The following is a 21,400-nucleotide window of genomic DNA, read 5'->3' on the forward strand; positions in this document are numbered from 1 at the left end:
AAAACAGCAAAGGGCGGACTCATATGGCAAAATTATTCGGTGCCAACTACGATTTACAGGCTTACGAGGCGGCTGACATTTTCCCTGATGGACTTCATATTGATGAAAATGTTCAACGAAGGATAGCACCATCTCGCGTGAAGGGAATTGGGCAGTACATTATTAGAGCTGTTGATACGCAGACTGTTGGTGCTTTTTTTGCACCCCTGGTCGTGAATAAACGTACCGACGGGAATATGTATATCCTGGATGGACAGCACCGCTACAAGGGGATTGGTGTGGCCATTGATACCTTAGAAAAGCGAGTAAAGTCGTTGTCAGCATATTTGTCGAAGAAAAACCTCAACGAGCATGATAAGGATACCGCCCAAAGTGAGTTGGCTGGGACCAAGCGGATGTTAAACAGTATCCGCACCAGTCGCATCCCCGTAATGGTCTATCAAGGCCTCAATACTGAAGAAGAGAGGCAACTCTTTCATGATTTGAATAATCTAGCAAAGAGAGCTCCGACATCATTGGCTCTTTTGTTCGACAACTCGGATCCCTACGTGCGTGTTGCAAAGGAAGTTGTGTCGATTGTAGATGGTCTGGAAGCTCTGGTTGACCATGTAAACACGAATAAACTCGACGAAGGAAAACTGTTCCTCTTTAGTACTGTACATAAATCTGTGGTCAAATTGCTTGGTAAGAGGTATTTCTCCGATCGCGGGGTTCAGTTTACAACAGTTTATAACAATGGTGTCGAAAAGACAGCTCGTTTCTTTGAAGTTGTGCTTGCTTCCTTACCGGAAGATGCAGCAACCGGAAATTACCTATACAAGGATGCAAAGGTACTTCAGGGTATTGGTGAGTTTGTTAACAAGATGGATAACATTCAGTATGTAGACGGGCTAGTCACATTGAGGGAGCTCCTTAAGGACTTCTCTTTTCAGAGTACGAATAAGTTGTTCGCGACGGCTGGGGGAGCGACAAGAAATCCTGACGGGACGATTTCGTTTAAGGGGACGGGGTCTGGTATCAAAGCCGTTGTGAGAACGTTATCTTCACAAGCAATTCGCTACGATGCAAATGGAATTGAGGCAACAGATGCCTATAAGTATTCAATTGATGACAAGATTGATGATTCTGAAGTCGTGACTCCCGATGAACCAACCGTGTTTCCTGAAGCAGTGAGCCGCAAAAAGTCCTCACGTAATTCTCAGAGTGAAAAACGGAGAGACAAAACACCCCGTGCTGAACGGTTAAAGAATGTGGAATTCGTAGATTCACCTGTAAAAGCAAAAATTCAAGTGGATGACGTAGAAGATGCACAGCAACTTGATTTAACAAAACAGTTGAGTCACTTTTTCAAGGGTTGACGAGATCTGCAGCCAGGAATTTACTTTCAGATAAATTTACAAGGCTACACGATTCCGCCTCGGCGTCGTGTAGCCTTATTCTATTCGGTACGAATACGAATACCTTGCTCCTCATATATTTTCTCCAGAAATGTTCTGGGGAGATTATACTCTCTAACCTTCGTATCGTGTTCAAAACGGTACAGCCATTGCTCACCGTTCCTCTCCATCCGAAGAAGTCTCCAGTCACGCCCCCAGTCACGACAGTACAGTGTTCCAGTTGGAATAGAACCATCTGTTTCATCTGCCACAATATAAAACAAAAGAGGACCGAGTTTTTTGTCTGAGAAGATAAAAGAGTGGGGTTTTCCGCACTCAGAGATTATGAGTTCTGAGAAGCTCAATAACATGTAATTTCGCACCATCCTGACGGTTAACTTTCTAAGTTATTATTACGAAAAAGCCAAGAAGGGGAAGGGAAATAAGGGGAGAAGATATATCTTTTTCACGGTCTACAATAGATGCCTTTTTCCGGAGCGTGAAGACGTTAGAATCTGGCGGATAGATTGCAATGGCTCATGAGTCAACCTCCATCGTTACTTGAAGACGAGTTACAACTATTCGTAGGTGTTCATTGTGATTATTTTATGGGACGAAACGGACCGTACAGCGATGGCTGCAGAGTGGGTGCACGAATATACCCGGGGAAGCTGTGGTGGGGATTTCTAAATGTGGATTCCTTTCCGAGACTGCCCTATCGAAATATCATTCACGAGGTTGACCGACAAGAGGACGGCATCTTCTTTACTTTTTCGAACTCACAAACAGCACTAGTACAGTCTATTTCGGACCTGGGCTATTTTGTCGTTGTATACATACAGGGTGTATCAAGCTGGAGCGAGAAATCTAAGTACTTTGACGAAAGAACATTTCAACACATAATCCGCCTTGGTGCACAGGAGCTAGACAATCGTGTGTTGGTTGGTGCCTGCCGTAGGAGATTTGAGTTTGTATTCTTTTTTTTGTATGCCATAGACGGAGGGAGGCGTGAGGATGACGACGTATGTTGGAATGCACATTGAGGATAGTCTTCCGTTTATTGTAATTTCCCAATGCCCTCCGGAGCCGTACATGAAAATCGATTGGTACTGGAACTTCAACCTAAATCAGGACCCTCCACAGGTTTTGTTTGCCAGCAGGCGCGTGTGGATTCGGTGTGCACAATCCGAACTGAAGATCCTGTTGCGAGAATTCCCATCGCTGATAGACCGAGAGCAGGTTTTTGTATCACGAGCTCTCATCAGGTCATTTTATCGGAGTTACCCGGGCTCGCGAGATTGCTGTGTATTTCAGGAGGGGTCTTTACATATCGCGGATCAGGAGATTTCGACTCATGTATGGTTATGACGAGTTATTCTGGGAAGAGACAATTCAGGGATATCACAAAAAACAATTTCCTAAAAATTATTTTCAGAAGTCCATAGCTAAAATGCGAGGTATGGTTTTACTTCAATATTTCTGCGAATTAGATGGCAGGACTGTCGAGGTTATCTATCAAGATTTAAACGATGAATGGATAGAACAGTACAGACTGGACAGGTTTGAGAAGTATCTGCCACTTCTAGGGAACACGCGCTTTGATCGTATCGTACATTTGTTCAGAATTACGTTTCCTCAGCTACCCCCTTTCGATCTGCGAACGCAAATTGTGCAGTGGAATATTGAGTTGTTAGCGGGTGAACGGAGGGCTTATCCCTACAAGTGCTTTGATGGACGCACTGGTAGAGACAGGGCGATTGCTCTCTTAAAGCACTTTAAACGGTCATCAAAGCTACCCTCGAATGCCATCACATTAGAAGTCTTACAATCCTATCGAATCCCTCTGCTGCATGTGCTTGCACCAACTTTAAAAGGGCTTCAGGACATTTATGAAGCTCTCTCGGTTTAGTGGCTTGGAGCAGTTTTGTGTGGGTACGGAGCGTATTATAAGCGAATTCTAGTTGGAAAGAGGCTGATGTGATGCCGAATGTTATACCGTTTGGTAAGCCTCCCAAGCAGGGAGGGTCGTCTACGATCACCTTTGAAATACTGCGTGTGGACCAACATGTGTGGCATCAGTTTCTTGAGTTTGTTCTAGAGAGCCAATTCTTAGTTCTTCAAGAACTAAGCGGGTTTGAGTCCGATAATCTTGACAGGTGTACTTGCTATGCATTCATTACAACCTTCTCAAGAGTCGGAGTAATGTTGGGTAGTGGAACCGAAGGCCCGATTAGAATTGAACTAGAGCCATTCGAAGTACCGGTCCTCATTCTTGGATTACAGCACTTTTTGTCGGTTGGTAGGACGCTTGTGAACGAAGAGTATCAGGCGAAGCGATACGAGAGAAACTGTGCTGTGTATATGGACAAGATTACTAATGCATCAAAGTACTTTCTTAACGAAGCTTACTATCTTGGTGAACTTAAAAAGTACGCGCAGACCTTTATTGGATGAAGTGACTCTTTGTACAAACCCCACGGTATGTCACACCTTATAAGGTTGACTACGATTAGATACCCTAACGAGTTTTGAGAGGGCTCGACGTTTGGATAACCCTGCGGACGGCAGCCGCCAAAGCGTCCTTTCACCTAGGGGCTTCTCAGTCATGTTCAAATGCGAGTCGCATGGTCAAGTGCCTTGTCGAGTAATGGATGACCCCCTTAGCCACATGTATTCGTATGGAGCCATAGTGAACCGTGATTTTCTCGTATAATCCTGGACACATGGTGAGTCGAGAATTTCACCCATAGAAGGAGACCGATCAGGTTGGACATTGCGACGATCTTTGGAATTACCATTGCCATAGCTAGTTTAGTCGGTGGATTTGTAATGGATGGCGGCAAGATCGGCGGACTTTATCAACCGACGGCACTGATAATTGTATTTGGAGGGACCATTGGTGCAACTCTGACGAGTGTATCCCTTAAGGATTTCTTTGCGCTCGGCAAGTATATAAAGGTCTCAATGTTCGGTAAAGCTAAAGATCCGCTAGTATTGATTGAGATGCTGGTAACATTGTCGGCATACGCGAGACGAGAGGGTCTTCTAGCCTTAGAAGAAAGAGTCGAAAACTTGAACGATGATTTTGTCAAAACAAACCTACGTCTCGTGATTGATGGAATTGAGGAAGCGATGGTTCAAGGCATTATGGAGATAGAAATCAGCAATATTGAAAGTCGGCATAAGCGTCAAGCCAGTTTCTTTGATATGGCTGGAGGTTTTGCACCGACGATGGGCATTATTGGTACTGTAATGGGCTTGATTCATGTGTTAGGAAGCTTGAGTGATGTATTGACGCTTGGGCCAAAAATTGCAACCGCATTTACTGCCACGCTGTACGGCGTAGCTAGTGCAAATGTTCTGTGGCACCCACTTGCGAACAAACTGAAGCATCGAAACTACAGTGAAGGACTCTATTATGAAATTGCAGCGGAAGGGATTCTATCCATTCAGGCCGGAGAAAGCCCGAATGCCCTTAGAGACAAACTGATATCATTTCTCTCGCGGACGGACAGAAGTCGCTTGGACAAGATGGGACAGAGGGGGCAGGACCAGCTTGAAGCGCAGGCGCAGTGAGGATGAACATGTAAACCAAGAGAGATGGTTGATTACTTATTCGGACTTAATTACACTCTTGTTGATATTTTTTGTTATTTTATTTTCAATGAGTACCATTGATAAACAAAAATTTCAGCAACTCATGATGACAATGGCAAAATCAATGAGCGTTGGCCAAAGTCACATTGTCATGAATCAAGGGAATACGGGACTCATTGCTCAGTCAAACCAGTTGTCACAGGCGCAGAAAATTCAGGAACAAAAAGATGCGATTGATGCAAAGCAACTCGACCGCTTGTACAAGGAAGTACAGTCATATATCAAGCAGAATCATTTGCAAAATAATATGTCTGTTACAAATGAGAATATTGGTGTCGTGGTTACGATGAAAGATGTGGCTTTATTTGCAACGGGTTCTGACCAGTTGACCCCTCAATCGAGGCATATCCTTGATGGACTCGTGCCTCTCCTGTTGCAAATGACGAACGACATTGATGTGGCCGGATACACGGACAATGTTCCGATTCATACTGCCCAATTTGCGTCAAACTGGGAGTTATCGGCCATGCGTGCTATCAATGTGGTTCATTATCTTATATCTAAAAATATTGACCCATCCCGTCTTGCAGGAATTGGTTATGGTGCCTATCATCCTGTTGCTTCGAACGCAACTCCTCTAGGGCGGCAGAGTAATCGCCGTGTTAATCTCGTAGTTCTCCGGAAGTCTGACGCAAATCTATTCAATAGTCCAGCCCCATCCACAGCGAAGCAGGAGATCGGCAATCAAATTGGCACTACACTTTCGGGCAACATCAATAATACACCGTAATTGGTTCGAATTTCTTAATCTTATGCTCGGATTGGCTCGTGGTTGATATAAAACTCACCTTTTGGGTTTTGTTTTGTACATACATTGTTAGTTCTCTGCGAATTTCGTCAGACTGTGGTTGTGTGTTCAGCCTTGTCATTTAGGATGTGGTAGCAATTTCACAGCGTAGAGTCGTTCTAATCCTCGTTACCTTTTTCTTTTCAATGCTTGTTGTAAGAGATCAAGCCTTTGCTGCAACGACAACCAACAATAATTCGATTTTGCCAGGAATACATCTGAATATCGGATCATCGACTGGGCCCACTGGAGTAGATGGCACCATACAAATTATTCTCTTATTAACGGTCCTCTCCATTGCCCCAGCTATCCTGGTTTTGATGACAGCCTTCACAAGGGTCATTGTAGTATTGGGTTTTGTTCGCAACGCGTTATCGCTGCAGAATACGCCACCCAATCAAGTGCTCATTGGACTGGCCTTGTTTATAACGTTGTTCATTATGCAACCAGTGCTCTCGCAGGCCAATACGGATGCTCTACAGCCGTATCTTAAGGGTGATATTTCTCAAACGATCGCTCTTCAGAAGGCGGAGTTACCTTTCAAAGAGTTTATGGGAAAGGAGACACGCACTGATGACATTGAAATCTTCTTGAATTACCGTCACGAGAAAATGCCTGCGAAGGTTCAGGATTTGCCAATGAGCATTCTGGTACCTGCGTACACAATTAGTGAACTTAAGACCGGTTTTCAGATCGGATTCATGATATATATTCCCTTTCTCCTGATTGATTTAATTGTATCAACTACGCTCATGTCGATGGGCATGATGATGCTCCCCCCGACAATGATTTCACTGCCCTTTAAAATACTGTTGTTTATTCTAGTCGATGGATGGAACTTGATTATTCAGTCCATCTTATCTGGTTATGCTCATTAGCCGTCAAATTTTGTTAGAGTGGAGGAAAAGTCGTGCAAGTGCAGGCCGCAAGTGTACCCACTGTGAAACCGAGCGCCTCAGAAACGTTGTTCCCTGCCAATGTGAGCGCCGTTCAGGCGTTTGAACAATTGGTTCTTGAAGAGATCACACAACTTATGCAGACAGATGCAGTTTCGGCCGCCCAACAGATATCGAGCGGGACTTCTTCCTCCGATGAAATCCTGCAAAAATTATTCACCGGCACGTGGCTTCCAATGCTTGAGGCGGTTAACGGGCCGCAGTTGACCGCTTCGGGAGTGAGTAGTGGCGGGGGGGCAAGCTTCAATGCTGGTAATGCGTCTAGTGTGACCAGTGTCGGTTCAGAGAATGCAAGCGGAACTATGAGCAAGACTGCCATCGATAACTTCATTGCACAGGCAAGTGATGCTTATGGAGTACCTGGTAACCTTATCAAAGGGGTCGTGCAACAAGAGTCGGGCATGAATGTGCACGCAGTGAGTGGTGCAGGTGCTATGGGCTTGATGCAGTTGATGCCGGGTACTGCGCAAGCTATGGGTGTCTCAAATCCGTTTGATCCACAACAAAATGTTATGGGAGGTACGAAATACCTGTCACAACTTCTGACCCGATTTGGTGGGAATCAAGCACTGGCGCTTGCCGCATACAACGCAGGGCCTGCTGCGGTAGAAAAATATGGCGGCATCCCTCCCTACGCCCAGACCCAAGACTATGTCCACAAAGTACTCAGCTACGCCAATGCATACGCGTAACTATGGGTAACGAACAGATAACCAGGTGTTGAACAAGAAGGGTGAAATTATTGAGGAAGTTAGTGATATATATTTCTAGCGGTGTTTTGTTAGTTGCAGTTTTAGCATTAGGGGGCGCTTATTGGTATCACACAAAGAAGGCGCCACATAAGCCTGCGCCGCTGACATTGGCCGAACTATCGAAACTTCAGGTCAATCTGCCACAGGTGATGACCAATACTAGAGATGGACATCTTGTGCAAGCAACATTCACAATTCAGACGTTGAATCAACAAACGTATAAGGACGTAACTGCGGGTCAAGCTCAAATACTGGATATCATTAATACCTCGATCCATGGAGAGAACGGGAGTGAATTTCTTTCCCAACACGGATTGGAAAATTTCAAACTATTAGTACTAGGCCAAATAAGGAAACTGCTTCCTGTCAAAGATGAGATATCTCAGATTGATGTCGTTAATATCATCGAGCAGTGACAACTGCCCATCTGGTGTAATCTTAGTGGAATTACAACTGACGCATTCGGAATGTGATCTGGGGGAATAGACGAGTGTCAAGAGTTTACTAGAATTGTTGTCGCTGGTAGATGGCACGATATAATTAATTGGACTATTTATAAACAATGAAGGGTTTCGGGGTCGATTCATAAGTAAGGACTGAATAGGCCATATTACAAATACGGAATGGTAGCCAAAATAACCCGGAAAGGTCCAGAAACCACGCGAACGTTGCGTTGGTTCTGGACCTTTCTATTTGATTGGGAATCGTTCTGGGGTAGGGCTACTGTAATTAGGCAAGATGAAATATGTTCGTTTGTCGGTAAGCAGATATATTGGTTCATCATCGTGATTTTCTGGAGTACTATGAGGCTATTGTACTTTTTGATCTCGTGAGAGTGAGGTAGAGCTATGGGACTATTAGACACTCCTGTTTCGGGTATGGACGCCTATAATCAGTGGATGCAAGTCATTGGAAACAATATCGCAAACGTAAATACGGTAGGCTATAAAAGCAGTGATGTAAATTTTGAGACGATGCTCAGCCAAACAATGAGTCAAGGTGCTTCAGCCGGAGGTGGGACAAACCCCGAGCAGGTGGGGCTTGGCGTAGCAGTTGGTCAAATAGCTCCCAATTTTTCCGAGGGTAGTCTTGTGCAGACTGGGAGTCCGAGCGACATGGCGATTAATGGGAATGGATTTTTCGTCGTGAACACGAAACCGGACGGTACCGGAACATTCTATTACGAACGTGCTGGGAATTTTGCTCCAGACAGTAATGGTTACTTGGTCGATCCGAATGGAAATTATCTTATGGGAGTGGATACCTCCACGTCGACCAGTGGTACTGGTAGCGGTACTGGTACAGGATCCGCTAATACCACGCCGACATGGTCGGCAATCAATATTGAGAGTTTGGCGGCCAATTCTGGCACTGGAACCACTGGAACCACGCCCACATTCTCTGGTCAACCGTCGACATACACGATTGGTCAAAATGGAACAATTACTGTTCAGAATGGAAAAACATATAATATCATGTTGGCGGATTTTCCGAACCCTAGTGGCTTGGACGCTGTGGGGAACAATTTGTATCAAGCGCCGACAGGCGGAAATGAAGGTACCGTGACATACAATCAAGGTGGTCAATCGAATCTTGGTACAATTCAACAGGGGATGCTTGAACAATCCAATGTGGATTTGACCAAGGAAATGTCGAACATGATTCAAGCACAGACGGACTATAATGCGAATTCAAAAGTGATTAATACAGCAAATGGCATGCTACAGTTTATGTTGCAACAAGTCTAATGTAGAAAACGGCCGATCGCGGAGCGACGGCCGTTTTTTCAAAGTCACCCAAGTACCAGACCCGTTACCCCAACTCCTGAGCTAGATTTTTGATTTTAGACAACTCGTTCAGTGCCCAGTGATTAGGGTCAGCGTTTTCTGGGAATCTACACCGGTTCAAGTATTCGGTTGACCGAGCAACAATCTCTGTGTTTAGACTTCTCAGTGTGTGGATGTTTCCACACCCAGGACATACGATTGAGCGTGGACGGACTGATGTTTGGACGGCGCCTTCAACAAATAATTGTGAGCCATGCTGTAAGCGATGGGCATCTTCTTGTGCCAGTCGTTTATAAGACGAAATGAAAGGATAGTCCGCCCCGCCAGTTGAATCCTTTCGATTAATAGCCATTTGATACTTTGTTTTCGGGATGTTATTCCTGGTTGTCCAAACCTGGGGATCCTTCACTAAGGTTCCGAGCAGATACGCATGGTTCTCGGAGAATGTGTGCCCCTTAATAAGTGGCAGTATTTGGAATCCGTCTTCGCCAACAGCAATACTTGTAATCATTATACTGGTGGAATATAGGGTACTGCATCTGTCGCAGGTAAGTGTCTTCGTGGCCGAGCGTGTACGGATTTCTCCTTCGATATGCACTGCATCCCCAACAGAGAGCCTGGATACTTCGGGAAATAGATTCTCGTCCAGCACTTCAATGATCGGTTCATCAGTACCAACATGTTTTCGACGCGCAAGGAAGAGTTTGAAGAAAAAAAAGTCTTTGCTATTTCTCAGTGAATGTGTAACTCCGGACCCAACCACCCCGGTTAAGTTAATGATATTTTTACGTGCCATTGCTCAGTGCACTCCTTAGTCTATCCTGTCGTGTGACATGCAGATCGCGTACGATTTACGCAGGCGGTACTTCTGACACTATACTTGTTTCAAACGAGATTTGCGCGCTGTATATCTGACGTTCGGGGTGTGATTGCAGCCACACGTGTATGAGCTATTGAAAGCTTACCCTCAATCAAAAAATAGCTCTAATCCATTCTTTTCGCGCCTCTAGGCCACTATGAAGGATTTCATCGAGCTCAGATTTTAATACGAACTTTGCTTCCACAATAAAGTTCAGGAAATGGTCTCGACCCATGTCTTGTGCTGTTACATACTGCGTCTGCCCGTAAACATTCCACTGTAATACGTTAAAACATCCATTGTTAACGGTAAGTTTTGGATAGGGAACGCCGTCAATTTCAACTCGTTCAATCCACTTCGTCATACGTGCACTACCCTCGTAGACTCCTTCCAGGCACAGCCCTTGTTTAAAATCTACAAGGATGAGTTGCATTAACATATAGCGGTTACGAAACGGATTGTATTGATGGAAGTGTTTCACGAAGAGGTGCTTGTCTTTGCTGTACTGTGCCACCATCCAGACGTTGATGAGTTCACCATAGTATTTCTCATCGATGAGTAGGTCTTTTTGTGCTTGTGAGATATTTACACTCATTGTTTTGTTATCCACCCTTATGAACTTCGCCAGTATCATGCCACATCAAGAGCATCACCACATAATTCGTCATGGTTCGACAGCTTTCATCAAACCTATCTACGTGACGACATGTGTGGGCGGAGTTTTTGTTTAATATGCTTTACAACAATTGTAACGTAGTTTATGTATTCAGGAAGGGCGTAAGGGGCATGTGTTTTGCGAGAGTGGATATATACACTCTCTGCCGTTTGCCTGGTTGTACAATCCCTGATCACGTTTTGACCTTCAATGACTGACTTCATGACTTGTTGTTCTGACTCAGAGAGAAACTCAGGAGGTATGGCCCTACGCATTTCAGAAATGTGTGGAAATCCGATTCGTGCCCCGCGAGGGACGCTGATTGGTGGGCCGCATCAATACGCGAAGTATCAGATGAGGTCAAAGCTGAAAAGCGTTGGCTCCGCTCTGAAAACTTGCTGCAGTTGGTCAATTGGCTGCAGGGGTTGCACACGAGATTGGCAATCCACATACAGTTCAATATGTACTCGAAATATGCAATCAAACTCCGTCACGAATATTTACATTGTGCCGGAAGGTGTTGCGAGGGTCGATTCGTCGTTTCAGGGTCTGCAAGCGGGCGTAGTTGACACCATAGACATCTCTTGGAAGGGAATCGTCCATGGTTTCTGTAACGCCAATTGCATTGGCATACCTCGTTGCTGAATCAGAATGGTCTCGAATATCTTGAATGGCTCGCCTCATCCATTCTGCGCGTTGTTGCAGCCTATCTCGATCACTCCCCGCTGCGTTGATGAACACCGCCCAATCTGCGTTGCGAATCGGGAATGCCGTCGCATCTTCAGCAGGTCGATTCATCTGACCGCCAAGCATCCATAACTGGAGTGACACTGGCTGAGGGTTATCCACAAGGAGAGATTCCATCAATTGAATGGCATCTGGCGTCAAAGTCTCCAAAAACACGCTCGTCCCATCGTAATAGACACTATCCGGAAAATTTGCATCTAACCGAGACTGCAGTGCGTTATAAGGCATGATCCCGCTCTCGTCAAGAAGAGGCTTTGCGAGTGTGCGGAATGCCTCTAAGAGTTTCATTCCTTCATCAGCGTTGTGGTTCGCCATACCTAAAATCCTGATCACCCACTGTCCTTGCATAGTGGGAGTATAATTCCGATTCATGGGCAGTGGTGACACAAGGAGATGAAAAGAGATTACGTCCGGTGCTGTGCGTGGTGCCTCAATCAACTTCGTCATCACAGTTCGAAACTGCGAGATGGGGTAGAAGACGTCGAGGACCGAAACCTCGGGTCCGACGTTGTGAAGTCGGAACTCAAACTCCGTTACAACTCCGAAATTACCGCCGCCTCCGCGAATCCCCCAAAAGATTTCGGTATTCTCATTCTCACTGACCTGAATGACTTCGCCGCTTGGAAGGACGAGTCTGGCGGAAACAAGCTGGTCGATGGTTAAGCCGTATTGTCGACGCAAGTGACCAAAGCCTCCGCCAAGTGTCAGCCCAGCAATTCCTGTTCCCGAAGACGTTCCCGTGGGTACGGCAAACCCGTATGATTGGGTTACTCTGTCTAACTCACCGATTGTGGCCCCTGCACCGACCTTGACTGTTTTGTTAAACTCGTCGACAACAATGTGATTGAGACCGCGCATGTGTATCATGACCGCATCATCTTGGACGGCAAATCCGGCAAAATGGTGTCCACCGCCCCGAACACACACGGTCTTGCCGGATTTCTCCGCGTACAAGACAGCCAATGAGACATCTATTTCGTTCACAGGAACGACAATGAGATGCGGAGTCCCGTCGGCAGCTTTATTCCATACACTTCGATAGGCTTCGAATTCTTCGTCTCCGGCGTTAACTACCTTACCTTGAATGGCCAGCAGTGAATCATGCATACCGATAGACCCCCAGACAGATGACAAGGAACTGACTACTGATACTTTACCAGAATCTTCTTTATCATAGACGATCTGAGATCAACAAGAGCATAAATGTTAGGGAGTCGATCTAATAGAGTTCTCCTAGAGTTCCCCTGATACGGTCCACTCAGGATTCGACGTTTTGTCGAGGGAACGCGAGCTTCGTCGCTCACCTGCGCGAATAGATCTGATCTCTCTTCGCGATGAGGACTCTTGTCGAAGATGCAGAATGGACGTCGAGGGTTTGCGCGAATAGATCTGATCAATTCGGTGGATTTGTCTCTCAAAAGTCCCACTGAGGTGTAAAACATTCTACCGACGTACGAAATTCTCTTTCTATCTCAACACGTGGTACGATGGATAGAAGAATACGAGGTGATTTGGCTCCCTCCGGAGCATTGAGAAGTACCCATAATTACTTTTCCTGGATCATTTTTCAGCTGTGTGCGACACAATCTGACATGACTAATTTGAACAAAAAAGGACGCTCCATGATGATGGATCGTCCTTCTTCTGTCTTCCGCTAGTTGTCAATATCCGTAACAGCTAGTTAATAGCCGTAACCGCCGCCTGCTCCACCAGCGCAGCTTCCGCCGCCGTAGTAAGGAACGAGCAAGAAGAACAGGACAAAGATGATCAGAAATACTACTGCCCACTGGGTGTAGTATCCAAAGGTTCCACCACCGTACATAGCCTTTGACCTCCTCCCGTGTGAGTATCAAAAATGGCTGTTTAAAGATTAGTAGCCGGCTGCTCCGCCTGCACAACTCCCGCCGCCGTAATATGGCACAAGCAGCATGAACAGAACGAAGATAATCAGGAACACAACTGCCCAGCGTGTGTAGCCGCCAAAGGTTCCGCCGTACATGTCATAATCCCTCCCTGTGGTACAACATGCTGCTAGAATACGCGGCACCGCCACAGACAGGTATGCATATTTGTCTAGTACATCCAAAAACGGGCTTATTCAGAGGAAGTGCGCACGTTGGCGGGTAGAGTGCTTGAAAGGGTGTCTTGAGTGGAGCGGGAGCGTCGACGCAGCAAGAACACATACGAAATCACTCCTAGGCCGACGCAAAGCCAAAAGACTGCCCGAAACCCGAAGGCCTGAGCGATGACACCGCCAAGGAGGCTGCCGGTCATGGAGCCTACATTGCTCGTGTTGCTGTACAGGGTTGTAGCCGCTCCCGGTGCATCCGGCATGAAATCCTGAAAATAGCTCATGCCAATGCTGACTGCAATCGATACGTAAACAGCACAGAGGACCTGGAGGGCAAGGACTTCCCACGGTGCACGGGCAAATGCCATGCCCAGGTAGTACGCGGTTCCAAAGATGGCGCCACCGAGGAGCAGGATACGCTTGCCGAGCCTGACAGCAACGGCACCAAGACCAATCATAATCGGGATTTCAAGGCCGGCACTCAGGCTGAAGACCCACCCGACGACTCTTTCTGAGCCGTGCAGGGTACGAGTGACAAGGAGTGGCATATACAACATGTTGCTCGTCATTGCGGTTGAAATGGCGACGAAGGAGATACAGGACAGCCAAACATCCTTGGTCTTCAGAGTCGCCCATAGGGTGGTATCGGATCGGGATGAGATATCGTTTGCGCCCTGGGCTGATCCGGTTGCCTTCGGCTTCCCCGCCGCCGGGCCACGCGTGGCGCGCGTACTTGTGGATCGCGAGCGTCGTTCAAGCCGGAGTAGGACAAGCAAGAACACGACGACAAAGACAATGCCCGTGGAGACAAACAGCCCCTGGTAATGAAATGAGCTCAGCACCCAGGTTCCGACGAGCGGCCCGATGACCCAGGCAAGGGAGAAGAAAGAGCGCAGGGTTGAGATGGCGATGGTTGCATCTCCTTGAACAGCAGAGCGGGCAGACTCCCTGGCGTAGGCGAACAACTGCGGGTATGCTGCAGAACCGAGTCCTAGCAACACTGTTGAGACAATCAGTAAGGGCCAGTAGGCATGAAGAAATAGAAAGCTGACATAACCTAAGCCTGCGGCCACGGTAGACACGAGCATGATGTCTTTTTTCGGGGTGCGGGAATCAGAGAGTTTCCCAAGCCAGGTGCTGGCAATCACGCCGCCGACCCCGTTAATGAATGTGAAGACGCCGAGTTGGAGGGGGGACATGTGAATCACGTTGGTGTAAAAGAGGGACAGGTAAGGACGGGTGATGGACAGGCCGACACCGATGAGCGTGATCCCAAGGCTCAGCACAATAAAGCCCGGGAAGCGCGTGAACACGGACGAAGACGTGGATGGCCTGCTCGAAGATGTCAGCCGCAAAGGTGTGGCCCCCTCGAATTCATAGGGATTAGATACGCGCTTATCGTATCACAGCCGATGGATGGCGCAAGATTAGAATTTCGGCACAATCCAGGTGGTTTAAACCTTTGAAGATCTGGTTCAACCAGCTATCATTAGAACTATCTGGTGAGGAAAGAAGGGGAGTATCAGTGCACATTCAATCCCAAAACCGTTTGTTGCTCGGACCGGGACCAAGCAGTGTTCACCCGGAGGTTCTAAAGGCGATGGCGACTCCGCTCGTGGGGCACCTCGATCCCTACTTCCTCCAAGTCATGTCCGACACGCAAGGCATGTTACGGAAGGTATTTCAGACAGATAACCAACTCACGTTGGCGATGTCCGGCACCGGCAGTGCTGGAATGGAGACCGTTTTCGTGAACCTCGTCGAGCCGGGAGACAGGGTCATCGTGTGTATCGCGGGTGTGTTTGGAGAGCGGATGAAGGATGTTGCAGAGCGATCCGGTGCCGAAGTCATCACTGTTGAAACACCGTGGGGCAGGGCGATTGAACCGGATCAGGTGGAAAAGGCTCTCAAAGCGACGCCAGGCGTGAAGGCTGTCGCGATTGTCCATGCGGAAACATCCACTGGTGTTCGCCAACCCCTCGAAGAAATCGCACGGCTTGCCCATGACTACGGTGCGTTGTTCATCGTCGATGCCGTGACGTCTCTCGGAGGCATTCCGGTTGAGGTCGACAAGCTCGGCATTGACGCGTGCTACAGCGGTACGCAGAAGTGTCTCGGGGCACCTCCGGGACTGGCACCGGTAACGCTAAACGCCAGAGCGCTCGAAGTCGTTCGGAACCGTACAAAGAAAGTGCAGAGTTGGTATTTGGACCTCAATATGATCGCGAATTATTGGGGCGAAGACCGATTCTATCACCATACAGCTCCGATTTCGATGATTTTCTCTCTGCACGAAGCACTTCGCCTCTTGCTTGATGAAGGTCTCGAGAATGCGTTCACGCGGCACGCACAGAACGGCGAATTGCTCCAGTCTGAGTTGCAGAAGATGGGCCTCGAACTGTTTGCGGCAGAAGGCTTCCGTTTGCCGCAGTTGACGAGCGTCGTCTTCCCAGACGGCGTGAATGAAGGACAGCTGCGCAAACAGTTACTTGAAGAATACGGGATTGAGGTCGGCGGAGGTCTTGGTTCACTGAAGGGCCGCGCATGGCGCATTGGCCTCCTCGGCTACTCCTCACAGAAACGCAATGTGGTGCTGCTGCTCCAGGCGATGAAGGAACTGCTCGGTCAGGCGTAAGGCCATAGGCGGTAACGTGAGACAACTAAGTTGTGCAAATCAAGTAAATGAGGGCCATCCCATTCTTGGGATGGCCTTTTATGTAATAAATCGGATGGGGCATCTCTGCTAATTTGTTGATATGCGATGTATACTGGTTACGTAGACATTTGCACAATCGGATAAATAAAATTGACAGTCTATTATAATTGTTTAAAAAATAAGCGGGGGATAGGGGGGCTGTGTGCGGCATAGAGCGCACCTGCCCGACGGCGCACATAGAGCGTCTAACCAAGGAGCAAGGCAACGAACGAGAAGGCCGATGGAACCAGACCGCCAATGGAACGAACAGGCCAGTAGAACCTGACCGCCAGTGGAACGAACATGCTGACGAACGAACATGCCAACAAACGAACAAGCCAAAAAAATGGGGGATCAGCGATGCGCAACAAGGTCGTAACCAAGGAAGAGGCGGTGTCGCAGATCCGGAGCGGATCGGCGATTATGGTCGGCGGATTTGGGCAAGTGGGGACACCGCTTCTGCTCATCGACGAGTTGCTCAGGCAAGGTCAGCGCGATCTGACTATTATCAGCAACAACGTGGGAGAACCGGGCCGGGGGCTCGGACTCTTGCTTGAGCATGGACGCATTCGCAAGGCCATCGGATCGTACTTTACAAGCAACCCAGTGGTTGGCCAGCACTATCTGCGCGGCGAGATAGAGGTGCAGCTCATCCCGCAGGGGTCGTTCTCCGAGGCTATCCGTGCAGGGGGAGCGGGGATTGGCGGATTTTATACGAGGGCGTCCGCCGGTACAACGCTCGCTGAGGGAAAAGAACAGAAGGTTATCAATGGTCAACTCTACGTTCTCGAATATCCGCTCGTCGCTGATGTATCGCTGATACGGGCATACCGGGCTGACACACTCGGCAATCTTACCTATCGAAAGACAGCACGCAATTTCAACCCTGTGATGGCGACGGCTGGCAAATTAGTCATTGCGGAAGTCGATGAGGTGGTCTCTCCAGGCGATCTCGATCCCGAATCCATTGTGACACCCCACCTCTACGTAGACTTTGTGGTACAAAGGGGGATGATGTGATGAGTGACATGGATTTTAAAGCTATCATTGCAGCTCGGGCGGCCCTAGAGTTGCAGGACGGGGACATCGTTAATTTGGGTGTCGGGATTCCCACACTCGTGGTGAATTATCTCCCCGAGGGGCGCGAGGTGTTTATGCACACTGAAAACGGTCTGCTGGGTGTCGGGCCGACTCCTGCACCTGATCATGTCGATCCCGATCTCATCAACGCAAGCAAGCTTCCCGTCACCCAAACGGTTGGATGTAGCTTCTTTGCGAGCGATGAGTCTTTTGCGATGATCCGCGGGGGGCACATCGATGTGACGATTCTCGGGGCCCTGCAGGTCGACACGCGTGGGCGAGTAGCCAATTGGTCTGTACCGGGGAAACCGATTCTTGGTGTTGGCGGTGCGATGGATCTGTTAATCGGAGCCAAGCGGGTCATCGTGACGATGAGTCATACGGATCGCAATGGAAACCCGAAGATTGTAGAGGAGTGCACATTGCCGCTGACAGCGGATCGGAATGTGAATGTGGTTATCACGGATTTAGCGGTATTTAAGGTAGAGCCGCAAGGCCTGGTTCTGACGGAACTCCTATCTGGAGCCACATTGGATGAGGTCACGGCCAAAACCGGTGCCCGGTTTGACGTCAAGTTGGTTGAAACCACGACGGGGTGAGACTTGCGAGATCTTTGGGTTTGCGTGGCACGGGGGATTCGGGATGAGATTCGGGATGAGATTTTGGGGGGGCGAAACCACGTGATGAGAGAGGCGACGCTCCATGAAGCTCAGAGCATGGCCTCGTGGAACGTCAACGGATCGGCCAAAACCAAGAGGACATCACATCAGGAAAACAGCTCACTCAGAGGTTTCGGCATGCCGAGATACCAGCCTTGCATGTAGCGGACGCCGAGTTCCAGGAGTTGATGATAGTCCTGCTTTGACTCGACACCTTCTACAATCAGGTTGATAGCCCCTTCTTCGCAGAACCTCAGCATTCCACGGATGCTTGTCGATTGGCCATTCTGGCGCATGGTTTCCACGAAATATTTATCTAACTTGATGTACTCAGGGTGCAAGATGTCTACCAACTTTAACGCATCAGCACCGACACCGAAGTCATCTAATGCAACCTTCATACCCCGGCGCCGGTTGGCTTCGATTTTTCCCAACACCTTGTCGTTGGTAGGCAAAAGCTGATGCTCCGTGATCTCGAGTGTCACATGATTCAAGTCATGATCCTCATCGAACCATGGGTACTCACCAACCTCGTGGTCGGGGAACAGGTTTACGAAAATGCGTTGGTTCGGATTCAAACGAGACATCAGGCCATCGAGTGCCTGACATCTGGCTAAATAATCTATGGTGTTCACTTCGCGGGATCCGTAGCGACGGATCAGATCAAGGAAACCGTCCGTTGTGGCTTCATAGCCGATGATTTGGTTGGTGTTCCATGTATCGCAAATTGGCTGGTATCTAGTATCCACGAATATGCTCCTTGTGTTCTTTATAATGAACATATATGTATATATATAGAACGATAGTACCATACATCACAGGCCTCTCAATAGCTGTTCAATGGAAAAAATGTGCGCATGCGTATGTTACCGAGTGGAATGTCATGACCCACTTGGCTAAGTCGGTGAGAGCGACTTAATAGCCGCGGCCCCCCAAGGCTAAGTGGCTGAGACCGACTAAGGAGCTCGAAATTGGGGAGCTAAGTCGCTGGGAGCGACTTAGCATCGACCACTGGCAGTTGTTCCACCGGTTTAAGTCGGTGAGAGCCACTTAATAGCTGCCGACCCACCAGGCTAAGTGGCTGAGACCGACTAAGGAGCTCGAAATTCGGGAGCTAAGTCGCTGGGAGCGACTTAGCATCTACCATTGGCCGCCTTTCCGCCGGTTTAAGTCGGTGAGAGCGACTTAGTAGGCGTCGCCCCCCAAGGCTAAGTGGCTGAGACCGACTAAGGAGCTCAAAATTCGGGAGCTAAGTCGCTGGGAGCGACTTAGCATCGACCATTGGCCGCCTTTCCGCCGGTTTAAGTCGGTGAGAGCGACTTAATAGCTGCCGACCCACCAGGCTAAGTGGCTGAGACCGACTAAGAAGCTCAAAATTGGGGAGCTAAGTCGCTGCGAGCGACTTAGCATCTACCATTGGCAGCCTTTCCGCCGGTTTAAGTCGGTGAGAGCGACTTAATAGCCGCCGCCCCACAAGGCTAAGTCGGCTGCCCCGCGCCCTGCCTACCGCCCCACCCGCTACACGCCGCGCCCGCCCGCTGGCCTGCCGGCACCTACCGCCTTACACCTCACACCCCTGCGTAGTGGCCCTGGTACTCTTCGCGTAAGGTGCGCTTCATGAACTTGCCGACGGAGGTCTTCGGGATCTCATCGATGATGAGGATGTCATCTGGAATCCACCATTTGGCGAAGCGGGATCGCAAACTGTTAAGCAGTTCCTCCTTGGCAGCCGACTGGCCTGGTTTGAAAACCACGAATGCAAGTGGTCTCTCGTCCCACTTGGGGTGGGGTACTCCGACAACTGCAGCCTCGAAGACAGCGGGATGGGCCATGAGGGCATTCTCGAGATCGACCGAGGAGATCCACTCGCCGCCGCTTTTCACCAGATCCTTTGTGCGGTCAACGAGCCTCACAAAACCTTCCTCGTCAATGGTGGCAACATCCCCGGTGTGCAGCCACCCATCCCGGAAGGCGTCTTGGCTGCGTTCATCGTTGTAATACCCATCGGCAATCCACGGCCCGCGCAGCAACAATTCACCCATCTCGCGCCCGTCCCATGCGACATCCTCGTCATCCTCGTCATCCTTGACCACGCGAACCTCGAGGCCAGGCACGAGCATGCCCTGCGTGGCCCGGATGGACAACTGCTCTTCGGGGGATAGGGCCGTCTGATATGTCTGCAGCCGCGCAAAGGTGGCAAGCGGACTCGTCTCAGTCATCCCATACGCGTGCTGGAAGGGGATGCCGTGTTGCTCGTAAGCCTGAATCAAGGCTGGAGGGGCGGCCGATCCGCCGCATAACACCGTCCGCAACGCAAGCTTCTGTTCCGGATGCGTCTCAACCTCCTGCAGCAGCCCAAGCCAAACAGTCGGCACTCCTGCAGCGACGGTGACTCCTTCTTTGGCGATCAGACTGAGCAGTGCAGACGGTGATGGTGCGGGCCCTGGCAGGACCATCTTGGCGCCAAACCAAACCGCGGCGAAAGGGAGGCCCCATGCGTTGGCGTGGAACATCGGCACAATCGGCATGATGACATCGCTCTCGGACAGGGCCATCGTGTTCGCCAGGCCGGTCGCCATCGTGTGCAGGTAGATGCCGCGATGCGAATACACGACACCCTTCGGATTCCCTGTCGTGGCCGAGGTGTAGCACATGCCCATGGGGGCGTTTTCCTCGAGATCGTCGGGGTAGGAAAATGCAGGGTCACCCTCCGTGAGCAGGGCCTCATAGCTGTACGCCGGTTGAAGTGGGGTATTTCGCGCGCGATCCGATGCACCACTTTCGCTGCCCCCGGCCCCGATTCGCCCTTTGCCTCCGGCTCCGCCTTCGCCTGCTCCGCTGCCAGCCGCGTCTTCGCCGTCGAGTTGAACCCCGCCTTCGCCCATGATGATGAAGGCCTTCACGCTTTGCAGCTGATCGGCGAGCGGTTCGAGCAACGGCAACAGACCCTCGTCCACGAGCAGGACCTTGTCCTCGGCGTGGTTCACGATGTAGGTGATGTGCTCCGGCGAGAGCCGGATGTTGATGGTGTGCAGGACTGCACCCATGCACGGGATGGCGAAGTAGGCTTCGAGGTGGCGGTGATGGTTCCAGGCAAAGGTCCCAACTCTGTCGCCGCGCTCGACACCAAGTTTGGCGAGTGCGGAGGACAGCCGGCGCGTGCGCTCACCGAAGTCACGGTAGGTGTAGCGAAATTCACCATCTGGGGTGCGAGTTACAATTTCCTTCTGTGGATAATAGATTTGTGAATATTCAAATAAATGACGCATGATCAGGGGCGTTTCCATCATAACCGTCATCCACTCCCGTTCCATGTTGA

General features: G+C 49.3%; 20 protein-coding genes. 12 read left to right on the forward strand and 8 right to left on the reverse strand.

The features are described 5' to 3' along the window. Window positions 1-23 precede the first annotated feature (23 nt). The 9 genes from AN477_RS07135 (at window position 24) to AN477_RS07185 (ending at window position 9,276) form a co-directional block, all read left to right on the forward strand. Window positions 24-1,358 carry a DNA sulfur modification protein DndB gene (locus AN477_RS07135; protein ID WP_054968482.1) on the forward strand — a complete coding sequence of 445 codons (1,335 nt, stop codon included), beginning with the start codon at window positions 24-26 and terminating at the stop codon, window positions 1,356-1,358. A 1,372-nt stretch (window positions 1,359-2,730) separates the two neighbouring features. Next, window positions 2,731-3,285 carry a hypothetical protein gene (locus AN477_RS07150; RefSeq protein WP_054968485.1) on the forward strand — a complete coding sequence of 185 codons (555 nt, stop codon included), beginning with the start codon at window positions 2,731-2,733 and terminating at the stop codon, window positions 3,283-3,285. 71 nt (window positions 3,286-3,356) lie between these two features. Further along, entirely contained in the window at window positions 3,357-3,830 is a 474-nt protein-coding gene (locus AN477_RS07155; RefSeq protein WP_054968486.1) for a hypothetical protein, read from the forward strand. Between the two features lie 312 nt (window positions 3,831-4,142). Next, on the forward strand, window positions 4,143-4,952 hold the full coding sequence (locus tag AN477_RS07160) for a flagellar motor protein (RefSeq protein WP_054968487.1): 810 nt from the start codon (window positions 4,143-4,145) through the stop codon (window positions 4,950-4,952). Beyond that, the gene (locus AN477_RS07165) at window positions 4,933-5,763 is read left to right on the forward strand and encodes a flagellar motor protein MotB (protein WP_054968488.1); all 831 of its coding nucleotides are present in this window, start codon (window positions 4,933-4,935) and stop codon (window positions 5,761-5,763) included. The genes AN477_RS07160 and AN477_RS07165 overlap by 20 nt, the downstream gene beginning before the upstream one ends. A 203-nt stretch (window positions 5,764-5,966) precedes the next feature. Then, window positions 5,967-6,698, forward strand: coding sequence for a flagellar type III secretion system pore protein FliP (fliP, locus tag AN477_RS07170; RefSeq protein WP_054968489.1), 732 nt, complete (start codon window positions 5,967-5,969; stop codon window positions 6,696-6,698). A gap of 32 nt (window positions 6,699-6,730) precedes the next feature. Then, on the forward strand, window positions 6,731-7,468 hold the full coding sequence (locus tag AN477_RS07175) for a lytic transglycosylase domain-containing protein (protein ID WP_245631748.1): 738 nt from the start codon (window positions 6,731-6,733) through the stop codon (window positions 7,466-7,468). A 50-nt stretch (window positions 7,469-7,518) separates the two neighbouring features. Beyond that, on the forward strand, window positions 7,519-7,944 hold the full coding sequence (locus AN477_RS07180; RefSeq protein ID WP_054968490.1) for a flagellar basal body-associated FliL family protein: 426 nt from the start codon (window positions 7,519-7,521) through the stop codon (window positions 7,942-7,944). 432 nt (window positions 7,945-8,376) lie between these two features. Then, the gene (locus AN477_RS07185; RefSeq protein WP_054968491.1) at window positions 8,377-9,276 is read left to right on the forward strand and encodes a flagellar hook-basal body protein; all 900 of its coding nucleotides are present in this window, start codon (window positions 8,377-8,379) and stop codon (window positions 9,274-9,276) included. A 64-nt stretch (window positions 9,277-9,340) separates the two neighbouring features. Here the strand turns inward: AN477_RS07185 and AN477_RS07190 are convergent, their stop codons facing one another. From AN477_RS07190 to AN477_RS07205, 6 genes are all read right to left on the reverse strand, one after another. Beyond that, a complete protein-coding gene (locus tag AN477_RS07190) occupies window positions 9,341-10,111 on the reverse strand; it encodes a single-stranded DNA-binding protein (RefSeq protein ID WP_054968492.1) in 771 nt (256 codons plus the stop codon). A 175-nt stretch (window positions 10,112-10,286) separates the two neighbouring features. Further along, a complete protein-coding gene (locus AN477_RS07195; protein ID WP_054968493.1) occupies window positions 10,287-10,769 on the reverse strand; it encodes a hypothetical protein in 483 nt (160 codons plus the stop codon). A gap of 540 nt (window positions 10,770-11,309) precedes the next feature. Then, entirely contained in the window at window positions 11,310-12,683 is a 1,374-nt protein-coding gene (locus AN477_RS07200; protein ID WP_054968494.1) for an FAD-binding oxidoreductase, read from the reverse strand. A 574-nt stretch (window positions 12,684-13,257) separates the two neighbouring features. Beyond that, window positions 13,258-13,398: a hypothetical protein gene (locus AN477_RS24975; RefSeq protein ID WP_169787859.1), complete on the reverse strand. Its 141-nt coding sequence runs from the start codon at window positions 13,396-13,398 to the stop codon at window positions 13,258-13,260. Between the two features lie 48 nt (window positions 13,399-13,446). Next, entirely contained in the window at window positions 13,447-13,575 is a 129-nt protein-coding gene (locus tag AN477_RS25655; protein WP_281176324.1) for a hypothetical protein, read from the reverse strand. Between the two features lie 95 nt (window positions 13,576-13,670). Next, window positions 13,671-15,002 carry a sugar efflux transporter gene (locus AN477_RS07205; RefSeq protein ID WP_054968495.1) on the reverse strand — a complete coding sequence of 444 codons (1,332 nt, stop codon included), beginning with the start codon at window positions 15,000-15,002 and terminating at the stop codon, window positions 13,671-13,673. Between the two features lie 170 nt (window positions 15,003-15,172). Between AN477_RS07205 and AN477_RS07210 the strand changes: the two genes are divergently transcribed. The 3 genes from AN477_RS07210 (at window position 15,173) to AN477_RS07220 (ending at window position 18,021) form a co-directional block, all read left to right on the forward strand. After that, window positions 15,173-16,282, forward strand: a complete 1,110-nt coding sequence (locus AN477_RS07210; RefSeq protein WP_054968496.1) for a pyridoxal-phosphate-dependent aminotransferase family protein — start codon at window positions 15,173-15,175, stop codon at window positions 16,280-16,282. 420 nt (window positions 16,283-16,702) lie between these two features. Further along, on the forward strand, window positions 16,703-17,362 hold the full coding sequence (locus tag AN477_RS07215; protein ID WP_054968576.1) for a CoA transferase subunit A: 660 nt from the start codon (window positions 16,703-16,705) through the stop codon (window positions 17,360-17,362). Between the two features lie 8 nt (window positions 17,363-17,370). Beyond that, on the forward strand, window positions 17,371-18,021 hold the full coding sequence (locus AN477_RS07220; protein ID WP_054968577.1) for a 3-oxoacid CoA-transferase subunit B: 651 nt from the start codon (window positions 17,371-17,373) through the stop codon (window positions 18,019-18,021). A gap of 167 nt (window positions 18,022-18,188) precedes the next feature. On the opposite strand, the gene AN477_RS07225 is transcribed toward AN477_RS07220, so the two are convergent. Next, a complete protein-coding gene (locus tag AN477_RS07225; RefSeq protein WP_054968497.1) occupies window positions 18,189-18,830 on the reverse strand; it encodes an EAL domain-containing protein in 642 nt (213 codons plus the stop codon). Between the two features lie 819 nt (window positions 18,831-19,649). Next, window positions 19,650-21,371: a long-chain fatty acid--CoA ligase gene (locus AN477_RS07230; protein WP_054968578.1), complete on the reverse strand. Its 1,722-nt coding sequence runs from the start codon at window positions 21,369-21,371 to the stop codon at window positions 19,650-19,652. Window positions 21,372-21,400: the final 29 nt, after the last annotated feature.

This window comes from Paenalicyclobacillus ferrooxydans, assembly GCF_001399675.1.
GTDB classification, from domain to species: Bacteria; Bacillota; Bacilli; order Alicyclobacillales; family Alicyclobacillaceae; genus Alicyclobacillus_B; species Alicyclobacillus_B ferrooxydans.

Excerpts from the sequence above, each read along its gene's own strand:
- AN477_RS07190 (WP_054968492.1), bottom strand. The coding sequence starts at position 10,111 with ATGGCACGTAAAAATATCATTAACTTAACCGGGGTGGTTGGGTCCGGA.
- AN477_RS07185 (WP_054968491.1), top strand. The coding sequence starts at position 8,377 with ATGGGACTATTAGACACTCCTGTTTCGGGTATGGACGCCTATAATCAG.
- AN477_RS07135 (WP_054968482.1), top strand. The coding sequence starts at position 24 with ATGGCAAAATTATTCGGTGCCAACTACGATTTACAGGCTTACGAGGCG.
- AN477_RS07200 (WP_054968494.1), bottom strand. The coding sequence starts at position 12,683 with ATGCATGATTCACTGCTGGCCATTCAAGGTAAGGTAGTTAACGCCGGA.
- AN477_RS07215 (WP_054968576.1), top strand. The coding sequence starts at position 16,703 with ATGCGCAACAAGGTCGTAACCAAGGAAGAGGCGGTGTCGCAGATCCGG.
- AN477_RS25655 (WP_281176324.1), bottom strand. The coding sequence starts at position 13,575 with ATGTACGGCGGAACCTTTGGCGGCTACACACGCTGGGCAGTTGTGTTC.
- AN477_RS07220 (WP_054968577.1), top strand. The coding sequence starts at position 17,371 with ATGGATTTTAAAGCTATCATTGCAGCTCGGGCGGCCCTAGAGTTGCAG.
- AN477_RS24975 (WP_169787859.1), bottom strand. The coding sequence starts at position 13,398 with ATGTACGGTGGTGGAACCTTTGGATACTACACCCAGTGGGCAGTAGTA.
- AN477_RS07150 (WP_054968485.1), top strand. The coding sequence starts at position 2,731 with ATGTATGGTTATGACGAGTTATTCTGGGAAGAGACAATTCAGGGATAT.
- fliP (WP_054968489.1), top strand. The coding sequence starts at position 5,967 with ATGCTTGTTGTAAGAGATCAAGCCTTTGCTGCAACGACAACCAACAAT.
- AN477_RS07195 (WP_054968493.1), bottom strand. The coding sequence starts at position 10,769 with ATGAGTGTAAATATCTCACAAGCACAAAAAGACCTACTCATCGATGAG.
- AN477_RS07230 (WP_054968578.1), bottom strand. The coding sequence starts at position 21,371 with ATGATGGAAACGCCCCTGATCATGCGTCATTTATTTGAATATTCACAA.
- AN477_RS07155 (WP_054968486.1), top strand. The coding sequence starts at position 3,357 with ATGCCGAATGTTATACCGTTTGGTAAGCCTCCCAAGCAGGGAGGGTCG.